This is a genomic window from Rhizobium sp. FG96 (assembly GCF_057808655.1).
The window spans coordinates 146994-160582 of sequence record NZ_JBMDIL010000005.1 but is presented as its reverse complement, the minus strand read 5'-3'; the positions used below and the strand labels follow the sequence as shown (position 1 = coordinate 160582).

Genomic DNA, 13589 nt, shown 5'->3' with positions numbered 1-13589 from the left:
GGGAAACGCATCGTGGGCAACCTGTCCCTGCACGCGACGTGCCTCTGTCGCAAGCGTCCGTGAAGATGGGTCAGCGACCGGCGCTGGGGGCGCGGTCTTCTAGCCTTCGGCAAGGTCTCGATCGCGGAGTTCCGTCATGGGCTCAGAGGCTTTCAAGCTTTTACGCCGATGCGCTCGACGTCCGTTTGACCAGTTCGGATGTGCGATCCCTCATTATCAGAACCCATAGTGTGAATACCCACCTTAGCGTGACGCTCGCCCTTTCTGACACATCGCGCCGCCTCTTACCGCTATTGACCCAGCGGGACGAGCTCGTGATGATGGCGGCCGAAGCACATCACGGCATGTCGAGGGTTGATGATGAAAGACGAGTGGCTGATGGAGGACCATCCGCGGTGACGCTGACAACGCAGATGATTTCGGATTTCGTGCGCGCCGCAAATACCGTCCAGGCCCTGACGCTTGCCGAGCGCAAACGGCTTCTTGAACGCGGCATGACGACGTCAGGAGCGCTGCGCGGCTTATTGCTGAAGACCGGCAAGCCTGCTCCGTCGGACGAGCCGACCGGGCGGGTCATCGAAGACATCGCCCAGCATATCGAGGAGATGTCGGACGAGACTGTGGCGAAGGCGCTTCTCGCCCTGGCAAGCCAGATCCGGACGTTGCGAATCCTGAACCAGGAGCGCGCCTGAGAGCAAGACGGCCCGCTCAAGCTTTATGGTCAAGCTTCCCTTGAACCAGCACCTGCTTCGAACGCGCCACGGATGGCCGTGGCAGGGGGGCGTCGGTGCAGTCGCGTTCAATGAGGGTGCGTCATTCCCCGGTCCCGGCATTACCACTCGGATCAGCAAGATGCGCCCTTGTGTCCGAAAGCGGAGCGGTGTCTTACCTCGGCTCGGGCGGGTAAATGACCGGGTTTCGAATAGCGGCCGGCTCGCTCGGCGAGCCCGCGACAAACATGAAGCGTATCGGAGCTTTCAGCATCGCGCCGTGCCTCCGGCGCGGGAAAGCGGGAATTCGCGACGCAGGTCGGGCGCGTCGGGGCAGCCGTAGGAGCTTCAGCATAGCGGTCCGCAGGAGAAGCGGGACCGACTGCCCGCGTCCGGCATGCTCCTTGACGGCCTTGTGCCGGCTTGCACCAGATGCAGGCCGCCACTTTTTGGCGTCACGACAGCTCCGCAAGAGTGTCGAGGAAGGCGCGCACTGCCGGGTTGGACCGGCGGCTTTCTGGCCACAGCGCTGTGATATTGTGCCGTTCCACCGCGTGGTCAGCCAGGACAGGGACAAGCGCCCCGCGGCTGACCCAGGCGCCGGCCATGAAGCTGGTTGCCATTCCGATGCCGGCACCGGCCGCGATCGCCGCAAGCACAGCTTCGCTCGCATCGACGATAATGCCGGAGGGCGGCAGGATCTCCACGTCCCTGCCCCCGACGAGAAATGGCCAACGGAACAACTGGCCGCTGTTCTGGTAGCGAAGGTTGACAGTTTCATGTTCTTCCAACTGGTCGGGACGGGTCGGTGGACTGCGCCCCGCCAGGTAGTGTGGCGAGGCATAGCAGCACAGCCTGTATGGCAGGAGCCGGCGTGAAAGCAGGCTGGAATCTGGAAGATCGCCGATGCGGACCGCCAGGTCGAAGCCGCCTTCGACGAGATCGACCGTATGATCGCTCAAACGCAAATCGATGGTCACCTTTGGATGGAGCCTGCGAAATTCAGGCAGGGCCGGTGCGATGATGTGCAAGCCGATCGGCAACGAGGCCGCGATCCGCAAGGTCCCGGTAGGCTCGGTTCGTGCTGCTCTTACCGCCTGCTCGATCTCGTCTGCGTCGTGCAAGAGCTTGAGCGCGCGCTCATGCAGGTCGCGCCCTTCGGCCGTCAGGGTGAGAGAACGGGTGGTGCGCATAAACAGCGAAATGCCGAACTGCTTTTCCAGCCGCTGGATGCTCTTGCTGACCGCCGAGGGTGAGACCGACAGGGAGCGGGCGGCGGCGGTGTAGCTTCCAAGCGATCCGGCGCGCGCGAAAGCGATTAATCCGGTCAGCCTGTCAATTCCGATTTGTTCCCTCATGGCATGATTAAAGCGAATAGCGCCGCCATTATCAACTCACAAAGATGCTCGTATTTTCTTCTGCGGAAACAAGCACCAGTGAGGCGATGATGACTAAAATGATGAAAGCCGTGCGCATCCACGAATTCGGTGGACCGGATGTCCTTCTCCATGAGGATGCGCCCCGACCGGCAATCTCAGCGGACGACGTACTCGTTCGCGTCCATGCCGCAAGCATCAACCCGCCGGATCTCTACCTGCGCGACGGCTATCGCGCCCTGCCGCCGCAATGGCGTCCCAGCCCGGCTTTTCCGCTGATCCTGGGCACGGACGTTTCCGGCGTGGTCGCGGCTGTCGGCGAAAACGTGTCGCAGTTCCACGCGGGCGACGCTGTCTACGCGATGGTCCGGTTCCCGCACGACTTGATGACCGGAAGCAGCGCCTACGCAGACTATGTTCGCGTTCCGGCATCGGACCTGGCGCTGAAACCATCCGGGATCGACCATATCCAGGCGGCTGCTGCGCCGATGTCGCTGCTGACAGCCTGGCAGTTTCTGGTCGAGCTTGGTCATGATGCGCCGAACCCTTTTCAGTCCTTCCCCCATGCCCCGGTGCCGCTCGCCGGCAAGACAGTGCTGGTGAACGGCGCCGGAGGCGGCGTCGGTCATCTCGCGGTGCAGCTCGCGAAATGGCAAGGGGCAAAGGTGATCGCCGTTGCTTCCGGCAAACATGAAGCGATGCTGACAGACCTCGGCGCGGACGGTTTCATCGACTACACGAAGGTGGCCGCCGAAAGGGTAGTGGCGAATGCGGATCTGGTGCTTGATGCCGTCGGCGGCGCGAAGATGGAACGCTTCCTTTCCAGCATCAAGCCGGGTGGCGCCCTCTTCCTCGTCAACCCGCTTGGCTTTTCCAGCCATGAGGAAGCTGACCGGCGCAAGATCACCGTCTCGACGACGCAGGTGCGCTCGAACGGCAAGCAACTGGCCGACGCTGGCCGTCTGCTTGATAGCTCCGTTCGGGTGGTGATCGACAGCACCTATGCCCTGGCCGAGGCACCGGCAGCCCACCGCCGTGCGTCTGCAGGAAGCATCCAGGGCAAGATCGTGCTGGTTGCCACGTGATCATCGCTTGACCAAACACCTGGCCGCCGCGGGCGGCCGGTCGGGTCTTCTTGATGGAGAAAGTTCTCATGCTGATCATTACGGGTTACGTGCATGTCGATCCAGCCGACCTGGCGCAATTCATGGCGGAACTGAATGTACTGGCATCCACCACTCGCGGGCGTCCCGGATGCATCAGCTATGATGCTGCCGTGGTCGGTTCGCGCACTGGGCGACTGCTAATATCGGAACGGTGGGTCGACCAGAATGCGTTGACCGCTCATCTGCTGGCAGCTGATACCATTGCGTTTATCGGCCGGTGGAGCGGCAGGATGCGGGGCGAACTGCAAAAATATGATGGGTGTAACGCACGCGACGTCATGGATTGCTGATGCCGTTCCGGTCCAAAGTCCTGTCTGCTTCACCGAGAGGCAGACGCACGCCACGCCGCCGTCCGCTTTACATCGATAGAACGTAAAGCCTCGCCGCAATTTTCCGATTGTCTCCGACAAGCATCATCTGGCGAGACATCTGCATTGTGGGGGCCGGCGCCTGAAGTTGCACTCAGTTTCGATGGGTATCGAATGGTACGCTCGCCATAGATCTACGAGGACAACACCGGCTTCTTCAAAATCTTGGGTATTGCGGGCTGCAACCGCGAGCGCCTCACAACTGACATGGTGGTTAAACTCACGGCTCGTCAAGCGGGTGGTGCCCATAGCTGCCTCCATGCAGAAACATACCCACATGAACATACCAGTAAGCGTCCGGACGTTTCTAACGCCATGGAATTCGGATGTAATGCTCTGCGGCAGGGATGAGATGTCGCAGCCGCGAACCGATTTATATGGGATACGCCGGCGCCTGTCGCTGCGCGTCGAAGAGCTCTACGAACGCAGGCAATAGCGTCTTGTCGTGATAGGACGTCTGCCTATCTCCCTGGAGACAGATCATCGGGAGGAGGTCATGGTGAATATCATAGACTGGCTTGACGACCGCGTTCAGGAGATTGTCGATCTGTCAGGCCACCACGCAGAAAAATCCGACTTCTGGGACCAGGCGAAAGCTCTGGTCGAAGCGGGCGTGGCCGAAGGTTTCAGCATAGCCGAGATAAAGGACGCCTGCGCGGGCGATGTCGAGCGCTATCTGCTTGATCATCAAAACGCCATGTCAGACGTATTGGCGCAGCAACGGGGCGACGGCAGTGCGGGGCGAGGTCATGGCTCGCACTGAACCAGATCGTCCGCGGCAGTGGGCTGTGGCTTGCGCGTGATCCTGACGTCGCATTTGTCAATCCGGCGCTGCTGTGACCGCTGACGATAGGGGAAACCTGGCGTCAAGTGGCCATACGTCTGATTGTAAGATCCGTATGATGGCGGCCATTGAGCGCGCAGAACATCGGTGCCGACGCCGTAAAACGCCAGCTCCGTCAATCTTGTCAGGAACAGACGGACCGCGACTGTGGAACCCAAATGGTCATCACGGACGCGAAATGGTTTGTCGGCAAAAGGTCGATTTCGCCGAATCGGCACCGAATAAGTCCGGAGTCCGTGCGAGGTTCATCATCGCCCACGGCTGTCAGGGCGCAGGCGCCGGACCGCCTCAGGCACCCCTAACGACGGTTCCAGGCATGAACATAGCGATGATCTCGCAGGAGCGGTGGCTTGAATACAAAGGTGGAAGGCAGGTTTAGACCCTGCTCCTTTGCAATCATCAGGCTCCTGCCCGCCCCAAGGCACGGATCGCTTCTGCCATGTTTACCGGCTTCATGATACACGGCACGGCGGCATACTCTTGCGGGAGCGCGGACGTCTCGTATCCGGTGACAAAGACGAACGGAATTCCGCTCCGCGCGAGCAGATCCGCGACGGGGTACACCAGCTCGCCACCAAGATTGACGTCCAGGATTGCTCCATCGATAGCGCCACTCTCCTGGATCAGAGCGGTTGCTTGCTCGACGGTCGGAACAGGCCCAATGACGACCGCACCTGTGCCCGAAAGCTCGCTGCTCATTTCCGTGGCAAGCATGTACTCGTCCTCAACGATGAGTATCCGGCTGGTTGGCACGCCAAGATCAATCATGGGGATCCTCCAAGCGGTTGGACACCGGAATTGATATGGTGCAGCGGATACCACCGGCGCCGAGACTGTAGGCCGTCCGCGCACCAAGTTGATAGGGCAGCGCCTTTTCGATCAATTCACGGCCTTGACCTGTCCCCCGCGGCACGCTGCCTGCCGCAGACATGTCTACACCGCTCTCCGCCCAATTGATGTGGAGCCACCGCCTTCCATGATCTTCGTCGGGATCGAGCGACCACGTGACTGACAATCTCCCGCTGGGCCGCCCGAGAGCACCATACTTGACCGCATTGGTGGCCAGCTCGTGGATGGCCATGGCGAGCGTCTGAACCGTCGAGGATCGAAGCCTTACTCCAGCTGGCCCTTCTACGGTTGTGCGCTCGGAACTTGCGCCGACTGCCGAAAGTTCCATATGGATCAGATCATCGAACGTGACGCGATCGACGTCGTCCTTCAGCCGGGATAGAAGACCTTGCACGCGCGCCAAGGCGTCAAGACGGTCGCGATAGCGGACACGGAAGTCAGCCAGATCGATGCTGGATCGGGCTGTATTCTCCGCCACCGAGCGGACGACGGCGATGAGATTTCGCGTCCGGTGCTGCAGTTCGGCGACAAGCACCTTCTGGCGTTCCTCCCAGGCGCGTCGCTCAGTGGTCTCGACCATTGCGCCGACCATGCGCAGCGGCCGGCGGGCGTCGTCGTAGAAGAACTTTCCGCGTCCGGACAGCCAGTGGACGGAACCGTCAGGATGAACGGTTCGAAACTCATGGGCGAATTCCTCCCGGCCCTCCATCGACCTTCGGATGGCTTCCTCCGCCGCAGACCTGTCATCCGGATGTATGCGCGACACCCACGCATCGTAGCTGGGCGTGATTTCACCTACCTCGTATCCTTCCATGCGGAAGTGCTCGTCCGACCAGTGAATGGCACCGGTTTGGACGTCCCAGTCCCAGAGGCCGAGCTTTCCGACCTCGACAGCGCTGCTGAGCCTCTCCTCGCTTTGGACGAGCCGCACTTCGGCAAGCTTGGATTGGGTGACGTCACGCCGGATACCGCCGATCCTCTGCACTCGCCCGTCCGAACTTCGGATCGGAAAGCTGGCGTCGCGCAGCCAGCGTATTTCGCCGTCCGGCCTCCGGATTCTGAAGTCGACGCTTCGTTCATCGCCTGCGCGAACCCGATCGAGATGATCGATGACGCGTTCGCGGTCGCTCTCAACAATCATCTCACGCCAGGTGTCGATGTTGTCGGCTGTGAGCGCCTTCTCGACGGCAATGCCGTACACCGTCTCGAAAGCCGGGCTTAGATACTCCCATTGCAGGGTATCAGCGTCGCGTATCCATATGACGTCCGACGACGCTTCACCGAACTGACGCAGACGAGCCTCGCTTTCCCGACGCCCGCCTTCCGCCCTCGCCCGATCTATGGCGACGCGGAGGCGTTCGCCGACCTCGCGGATGATGAATTGATCAAGACTACTCCAAGTTCTCGGCGATGCGCTCTGCACACCGAGAAAGTTCACGATCGAACCATCGTCGAAAATGACGAGATCGGCGAACGCCGCGACCTGTCTGTTCAGGAGGCTGTCCTTGCCCGCAGCGTTGATACCGGCTTCCGCGGCGACGTCATTGGACGTCACAAGGTTACCCGCCTTGTATCGGCCAAGGAATTCCGCACCCAAAGAAGTCAGGTGGTGACGGCCGAGGAGCGATCGGACACCGGCAGTATATTCGGCCGAAACGTTCATTTCGCTATCCTTAATGGCACCGTAGATAACGCGATGCGCGTTCAAGACGGCGCCGAGGCGCTGCGCCGCTTCAAGCGCGATTTCCTCGACCGTTGAAAGCGACCGAAGCGAATCCGACAGCTCCAGGAGGAACGCCTGTTGATCTTCATTGCGCTTTCGCTCTGTCTGATCCTGACCGATCTTGTAGTAGCCTTTAAGCGTATCACTCGCGTCGCGAAGAGCGATGGTCTGGCCCTCCAGAAAGACTTTCGAGCCGTCCTTGCGAAGATGCCAGCGGATGTCGGCGGAGTGCCCGCATTCGCGTGCGTTGGCGAGTTCGCGTTCGGGAACCCCGTTGGCCCGGTCGTCCTCCGTGAAGATCATGTCGGCACCCTGCCCCACGGCTTCTGCGGCTGTCCAACCAAGAATTTGCTCGGAGCCACCCAGCCAGTCGGTAATCTTATCATCGGCGTCGCTAACAATGAGGACGTATGCACGTGCGTTGTCCACAACGAGGCGAAGACGCTTGTCGGTGGCCCTGAGCTCTGCCACGGTCTGGAGACGGTCGATCACCGGTCCGAGCACCATCGCATATGTCTTCAGGAACTCGATGTCGGCTCTATCGAAGCTGCGGGGATGGCGGGCATCCACCTGCAGGATGCCGAAAGGCTTGCGGCCGGGGAGGATAATCGGAACGTTGACCAGCGCCACGACCCCGTGATCACGCAGAAATCTCGTGAACACGAAGCGACCTTCGTCAGAGATGTCGTTGGTGATCACCGGTTCAGATTTCTCGATGGCGTAGGCCTCCGAGGACCGATCGTTAAGGTCTACCCGTGCTCTCCCAATGACGCCGTCGTGCCACCCGACGCCGGCACGCACGATCGCAGTGTTGCTTCCTCGCTCGATCTCCATGATTTTTGCGAGATCTGCTCCAAGCGCCGCGGCGACGAGCCTGCATCCCTCGGTCAGTATCTCGTCGAGATCGTCGTGATCGAGCACAAAGTCTCCGAAGTCGGCAAGCGCCCGCTGGCGGTCATTGCGGTCCGAGTGATCGCCCATCGCGCGTCTCCTCCTTGCTTAGCGAACCTCCGTCCTGCCCCGAGGTCAAAGGCCGGCGGGCTGCTGACGGCCCGACTACGTCGTGGCAGAGGCCATGTGGAGGATTGAATTCCAACGCATGCATTTGTTCAGCTTGAACAGGTAGGGCACGGCTGCCTCGCGGCAATTGCAATAGGCCGCCTCAAAAAGTCCTGAAAATTTGCCACGGTATCCGGGGGCAACGGGCACCACCTTGGACGCCAGTTCGGTCGCAAGAGGCGCTGCCTCTACAGGAGCGCTTCTATTTAAGACGCGGGCAAGGTCTTCCCCATCGTCGTCGATCGAATTCGGGAATAATCCGGATACACTCGCCGACGAATTGAAGGTGATGCTAGGACACCCCCGCGGAAAGATAATCTGAGATATCATATTACTTTTCAAACGCAGTGCACGGTGCGTGTTCTGTGGATATTTACGGTTCGTGCACCGGCTGTTCGCTCGTATTTTGAAAAAGTATTGTTTAGCACAAGCTTGTTGCTGATGTTCTTATATCGTTCCACAGAAATCGATGGCATCGCGCTTGCGATGCGTTCGCTATCGTTTCTCGCCGCACCGATGATAAACTCTTGTCGTGCTGCTCGATCAGCATGACATCTGCCCGCTTTTCTCTTTTCTCAGGACCTCCCGGCAGCAGCACTGTTCCGGCTTGGCTAACTTGCACGCGGGTAATGGCGACGCAGGCCTCATTTAGGAGGAGGTCATCGTTTTTTCCCTGCAGTCCGGCGATGACCTCACCTAAGTTTGCGACGTGGCGATTGCAGCCCCGTTATCGCGTGGGGGTGCTCGTTTGACCTAACCCTCGCCGGGCAGTTCTCACGTATAAAAAAGCCACCGTGGCGGGCGATGCGACGGTGGCCTTTTTGGCTAATTGCAGTCAGCCTTGAACGTGCGTGCTGGGTCAAAGCGATGACGTTCACGGCACAAACGAGTTGGGCCTTGTCAGGTTCCATCAAGACGAAAAATTAGCGCCAGTGTTTCCACCCGCGCTAAATTGGAACATCCATTGGCAGTGCCACCCGACAGGATGCGGGATAAAAATGGCGGTCAGCCATACGCGCGACGAGAGAACCTGCGAGGGGCCTTGCTTTCGTAGAGGGATTGCCCGAGTAGGAGCTGTCTTGACGTCATCAGGCCGTCCAACTGTCGTGCTCGACCAGACTCCGAGCCACTTTAGACGCCGCTGAGGACGACCTGGGAGGATAAAACGGACGATGGCTCGCATTAAGCTCATCGCCGATATGGCTGAAGCGGAACTGGGGGTTATCGGCCGCGTTTCTTGCATCATAGTGAGCACAGAGTGGATCGGACGTGCACCAAAATTCCGGACGCGAGGTGCAGAAGCGCGATTTGATGGAGGCCTTCGAAGCTGCCTTGGGAAGAAGCAAAGCGTCGAAGACCTGGCAACTGCCACCGCAGCCTTGATTGCGCCGATCTAAGGCGGCCCAACTGACTAGGCTCGTTCTGCTGAGCAAACCGCGCGCTTTCTTTGATAGTCTCAAGAGGATGACACATGAGCAAGATCACCTATCATGTCGCAGAGCACGACGGAGGTTTCGCGTATCGACTAGGCGAGGTGTGGTCCGAGTCCTTTGCCGACCATGACGCGGCGCTTGCCGCGGCAAGATCTGCTGCAGAGCGACAGCACCTGGAAGGCCGCGACGCCGAGATTTCATATCAGCTTGCGGACGGACGCTGGCAGACCGAGCATGCATCTGGCGGAGACCGTCCGGAGACCGACGTCGTCGATGATGCAGCGGAGAAGTCGGCATGAGAACGCTGGTCGGTTCCTGCTCTTGTGGCGATGTGAAGGTTGCTGTGCGCGGCGAACCCCTGCGCACCGGCATCTGTCATTGCACCGACTGTCGTCAAGAAAGCGGATCGGCGTTCACGTTCTTCGGCGTCTGGCCCGCGAGCGGGTTCGAATTGAAAGGCGAAACACGTGAGTTTCGCGGTCGATCATTTTGCCCAAAATGCGGGTCGCGGCTGTTCTCGGCCAACGAACGGGAGGCCGAGGTCAAGCTCGGCGTTCTGTCCGACGCGCCGACGCCGCTAAGGCCTACATACGAACTTTGGGTAAAGCGCCGGGAACCCTGGCTAGCGCCGATCGCGGGGGCAGAGCAATATGACGAAGATCGACCATAACCGGTAGTGTGCGTAGGACAAGGATCGATCATCGTGGCTTCCAGTTGCTGGACAAGATCACTTGTTTTCGGAAGCGAGTTCGCCCGGCTTGAAGCTTCCCGGCTCGTTTGAACGGATTGCGTCCGAGGAAGTCTCGCTTCCGTCCGGCGGTACGACCCCGCCACCATGGTCCGAAGACCACGTCTGTGGTGTCCCGCTCGATTTCGACCGGTGGGCCTCTTCGGCCTCGCGCCAATGTCGCTCGTGCTGGCCTTCAGGGCGACCTTCGTCCTCCCACCGCTTGTATGCGTCCTTTCGAATGTCGTCGTCCATGATTGCCTCCTGTGGCTTATGATTGGCGGCCTGCTCCTGCGCCTTCAGGCGAGCCTTTTCGAACGTTCCCTCATCTCGTGGCGCCGTCGACGCTCTTCGGCCAGCGCTTCACGGCGGGTGAATTCGTACACTCGCTCGCAGCGAGCCGATTGGCCGCGTCGTGGCATTCCTGCTTTTGCTAATTCCGTCCGTCATGGTTGCGTTCTCCGGGAGAGTAACGCGCCAACGAGCGGATCGATCAGTCCGATCGCGTTCTGAGCTCGCCTTCTTGCCGAGTTGGATCGATTTTTCTACGGGAATCGCCGGTCCAACCAACAGACAGCTTCACGGCGTTTTTCTCTTCGCGTTGTAGCGCGCTTCGTGATCCTGTCCGCCGGCTACCTGGGCGCGGCCTCTCCGATGTCTTTCCATGGTCGTCCTCATTACCGCCCAAAAACGGCGTCGATTGAAATTCCCGTTTGTGGCCAGCAATCGTGCCCTAGCGCCGTTGGGCCCGTGGAAGCATCATCGCGTTGATTATCAGGTTAAGGAACGCTTCAGAAATATCTGCAGTGTAGGGGTAGCCCTCTGAAAACAAAACATATCTTTGCGTGAGAAGAAGTGAAATGGATCTTAGTTTCCGTCATCCCTTTCCTCAAGGTGTAGGACTGCTTTTTAGTTTGCATGGGCTTTCATCATCGGGCCTTACGGTTTGCATGCGACTTTCAACTGTTCTGACGGCTACCTCGCAACAGTGCCTGGAGCATGGGGCCTGGCTGGAAGGAGCGATGCCGCGCTCGAAGGGTGAGGCTGCGCAGGTATCCACCCGGCGAGTTTATCCGCTCTGCGCCTTCAAGAATGCACGCCGTGACGATTGCCGCCCCTTCGGCACCCATAGCGAGGACCGCATCCTGATAGGCCGAACGACTGATGCCAAGCATGGTGCGCACGATCTCTGTTGCAGCAGCGAGATCCTGCCAGTTTCGGACGGCTCCGTTCGGGCCGTAGGAGTTCACTTGCGGGCATGCCTTCAAGACAGCGCCGAGATTGACCGCTGACGTTGTATATTCTCCGCCTCCCATCTGAGTGACGAAGGTCTCCGGACCTGACTGCTGGATTTCTTCGTGGTGATTTGCGGCTTCAATTTCAAAAAGGGATTCTGGATCTGAATCCTGTATGTGGCGCTCACCCTGCGATTCATTGGCGCCTGTATTTTGTGCTTTTACATGAGTTTCCAATTGGTTGACGACACCGGAGCGAATATCTTCGAGCTGACGCAATGCAGTTTCGACCTCCAGGAGAGTGGCCTGGCGAGGCAATCCATCGACAACGCGGCGGAACGCCCCAAAAAGCGATGTCCAGTCACCGGGGACTTCCTCGAGCGTAGCTGCAGCAATCAGTTTGCCGATATCACGGCGGCAGATTGAAAGACGTTCCTTGGCAAGGCGAAGGTGTTCCCGCTCGAGGCGCAGACGTTCGGCGACAGCTTCGATCTCATCGGCGCGGGCAAGCAGCGGGGCCAGGTTGAACCCGAAGGCCTCATCGATTTCCCCACCCTTTCCCCGCCGGGCATAGCGCTTTCCATTGGGACTGTCCTTGCGGGCAATCAATCCGGCGTCAACGAGCATAGCCAGATGCCGGCGTAGGGTCGCTGGCGTCATGCCCCGGGCCCGGATTGAGAGCTGAACATTCGACGGAAACACAACGAGGGAGGCACTGCCGGACAGGTCATCATCAGGCAAAAACGTCAGCAAGGCATCAAGAACCGTCAGCGCCCGGTCGCTCACGCAGAGATCACGGCGTGCCTCGCAGACCGATCTGAAGAGCTTCCACTTGTTGCGCCGGTGGTCCTTTGGCAAGGTACCGGCCTTGTGCTGTGCCAACATCATGGCAAGCGTCATCGGCCGCCGCCCAACAGGCGTCGTCACATATGTCGTATCCATTTTTCTTTCACCTACGTTGAGGCAAAAGAAATCCGCTCACCAAAATGGCGCCAAGACTCTTGACTGTGATTCGGGGAAATGCGATTCTTGATTTGCTTAAGATCGAGAAGGGCTTCCACGACGGCGACGTTTGGGGGCCTTTTTCTTTTGCGCGTTACGCTCCTTGTTGCTGTTGGTATTCGGCGAAGAGCTGCGAAAGCCTCTCCTGCACAAATCGGTCGAATCCAGGTGCGGCCTTGTTGTTGAAGACAAAGGTGGCACTCTTTGCTGACGTCTTCAGGGTGACGGGCAGGCCTGGAATTTCTGCCTTGGTAGCGGCCGAAACAGTACGCTGCTCCTTGTTTTGTGCAATTTCGAGAGCTCTTTGGAACCGTTCCGGACTGCTCAAGGCACGCCAGTTGTCCGCGGACAACTCGGTCGCAATGGTCTCGCAATTGCTTGGGGTCAGTCTTTCTGCCAGCTCTGCCCAGCGTCGCCGGCCGACATCTGGAGCAGCGCCGATTGCCGTAAGGACGGCCATCGGAACCTGAGAAATGACCGACATCATCTTGGACAGCGCAGCCTTGTCGACGCCGAGAGACGCCATGATTACGTCGCGACCGAAGCCGCGTTCCTCCAGGCGTGCAGCAAACAATGCCCGCTCGATGAATGACAGGTTGGTGCGGGCGCTGTTTTCCTGTCCTTGGCTGACCACCAGCTGTTCGTCGGTCAGTTCGCGAATGACGGCACGGACCTTGATGCCGAGCATCCGCGTTGCCGCCAAACGACGATGACCATAGGCAACCTGGTATCTCGATCTGGCCCCGGGATGCGGCCTGAGCAGAACCGGAACCTGCTGCCCGTGTTCGCGAATCTGCTCGACGAGTTGTGCAAGTTCAACGGGATCGATTTCAAGTCGATCGGCAACGAATGAGGCGTCAACGAGAGCCGGATCAATCTCGACGATTGTCTGTCCCTGTGCCAGCTGCCTTTCAAGGTCGGTGGCGCGCTCCATCTTCTCGGTTATGTTTCCGAGGGTTTTTGTAATGCCCCCGACAGGTGAGCCTGAGCGGACCGTCGGAGCAAGGCCGGCCAATGGCCGGCTGTCACGATGAGGTGCCGGTTCGGGGCGTTCCCCGTTCGGGCTCGAAATCTCAAGCAGGTTCTTTCTCGACATT

Annotated in this window: 13 protein-coding genes; 7 read left to right on the top strand and 6 right to left on the bottom strand. The window is 59.4% G+C overall.

The window, feature by feature from the left end:
• The first annotated feature begins 395 nt into the window (after positions 1-395).
• On the top strand, positions 396-692 hold the full coding sequence (locus ACODR6_RS11600) for a hypothetical protein (protein WP_203431394.1): 297 nt from the start codon (positions 396-398) through the stop codon (positions 690-692).
• A 473-nt stretch (positions 693-1165) separates the two neighbouring features.
• On the opposite strand, the gene ACODR6_RS11595 is transcribed toward ACODR6_RS11600, so the two are convergent.
• Positions 1166-2068 carry a LysR family transcriptional regulator gene (locus ACODR6_RS11595; protein ID WP_203431393.1) on the bottom strand — a complete coding sequence of 301 codons (903 nt, stop codon included), beginning with the start codon at positions 2066-2068 and terminating at the stop codon, positions 1166-1168.
• A gap of 89 nt (positions 2069-2157) precedes the next feature.
• Between ACODR6_RS11595 and ACODR6_RS11590 the strand changes: the two genes are divergently transcribed.
• The 3 genes from ACODR6_RS11590 (at position 2158) to ACODR6_RS11580 (ending at position 4383) form a co-directional block, all read left to right on the top strand.
• Complete coding sequence (locus ACODR6_RS11590) at positions 2158-3171, top strand: NADP-dependent oxidoreductase (protein ID WP_203431598.1); 1014 nt, start codon at positions 2158-2160, stop codon at positions 3169-3171.
• A 68-nt stretch (positions 3172-3239) separates the two neighbouring features.
• A complete protein-coding gene (locus tag ACODR6_RS11585; protein WP_203431392.1) occupies positions 3240-3542 on the top strand; it encodes a putative quinol monooxygenase in 303 nt (100 codons plus the stop codon).
• A gap of 574 nt (positions 3543-4116) precedes the next feature.
• Positions 4117-4383 (top strand): hypothetical protein, encoded by a 267-nt coding sequence (locus tag ACODR6_RS11580; RefSeq protein WP_203431391.1) that lies wholly within the window; start codon positions 4117-4119, stop codon positions 4381-4383.
• Between the two features lie 480 nt (positions 4384-4863).
• On the opposite strand, the gene ACODR6_RS11575 is transcribed toward ACODR6_RS11580, so the two are convergent.
• Complete coding sequence (locus tag ACODR6_RS11575) at positions 4864-5232, bottom strand: response regulator (RefSeq protein ID WP_203431390.1); 369 nt, start codon at positions 5230-5232, stop codon at positions 4864-4866.
• Positions 5225-8017 carry a PAS domain-containing protein gene (locus ACODR6_RS11570; RefSeq protein WP_203431389.1) on the bottom strand — a complete coding sequence of 931 codons (2793 nt, stop codon included), beginning with the start codon at positions 8015-8017 and terminating at the stop codon, positions 5225-5227. The genes ACODR6_RS11575 and ACODR6_RS11570 overlap by 8 nt, the downstream gene beginning before the upstream one ends.
• 1250 nt (positions 8018-9267) lie before the next feature.
• On the opposite strand from ACODR6_RS11570, the gene ACODR6_RS11565 reads away from it, so the two are divergent.
• The 3 genes from ACODR6_RS11565 to ACODR6_RS11555 all read left to right on the top strand — a co-directional run bounded on the left by ACODR6_RS11565 (position 9268) and on the right by ACODR6_RS11555 (position 10198).
• On the top strand, positions 9268-9492 hold the full coding sequence (locus ACODR6_RS11565; protein WP_203431388.1) for a hypothetical protein: 225 nt from the start codon (positions 9268-9270) through the stop codon (positions 9490-9492).
• A gap of 74 nt (positions 9493-9566) precedes the next feature.
• Complete coding sequence (locus tag ACODR6_RS11560; protein ID WP_112717245.1) at positions 9567-9827, top strand: DUF2188 domain-containing protein; 261 nt, start codon at positions 9567-9569, stop codon at positions 9825-9827.
• Positions 9824-10198, top strand: coding sequence for a GFA family protein (locus ACODR6_RS11555; protein WP_203431387.1), 375 nt, complete (start codon positions 9824-9826; stop codon positions 10196-10198). Before ACODR6_RS11560 ends, ACODR6_RS11555 begins: the two co-directional genes overlap by 4 nt.
• Before the next feature lie 57 nt (positions 10199-10255).
• Here the strand turns inward: ACODR6_RS11555 and ACODR6_RS11550 are convergent, their stop codons facing one another.
• The 3 genes from ACODR6_RS11550 to repB all read right to left on the bottom strand — a co-directional run bounded on the left by ACODR6_RS11550 (position 10256) and on the right by repB (position 13588).
• Positions 10256-10510 (bottom strand): DUF2934 domain-containing protein, encoded by a 255-nt coding sequence (locus ACODR6_RS11550; protein ID WP_203431386.1) that lies wholly within the window; start codon positions 10508-10510, stop codon positions 10256-10258.
• A gap of 704 nt (positions 10511-11214) precedes the next feature.
• Positions 11215-12432 carry a plasmid replication protein RepC gene (gene repC / locus ACODR6_RS11545; protein ID WP_203431385.1) on the bottom strand — a complete coding sequence of 406 codons (1218 nt, stop codon included), beginning with the start codon at positions 12430-12432 and terminating at the stop codon, positions 11215-11217.
• 154 nt (positions 12433-12586) lie between these two features.
• Positions 12587-13588: a plasmid partitioning protein RepB gene (gene repB, locus ACODR6_RS11540; RefSeq protein ID WP_203431384.1), complete on the bottom strand. Its 1002-nt coding sequence runs from the start codon at positions 13586-13588 to the stop codon at positions 12587-12589.
• Position 13589 lies beyond the last annotated feature (1 nt).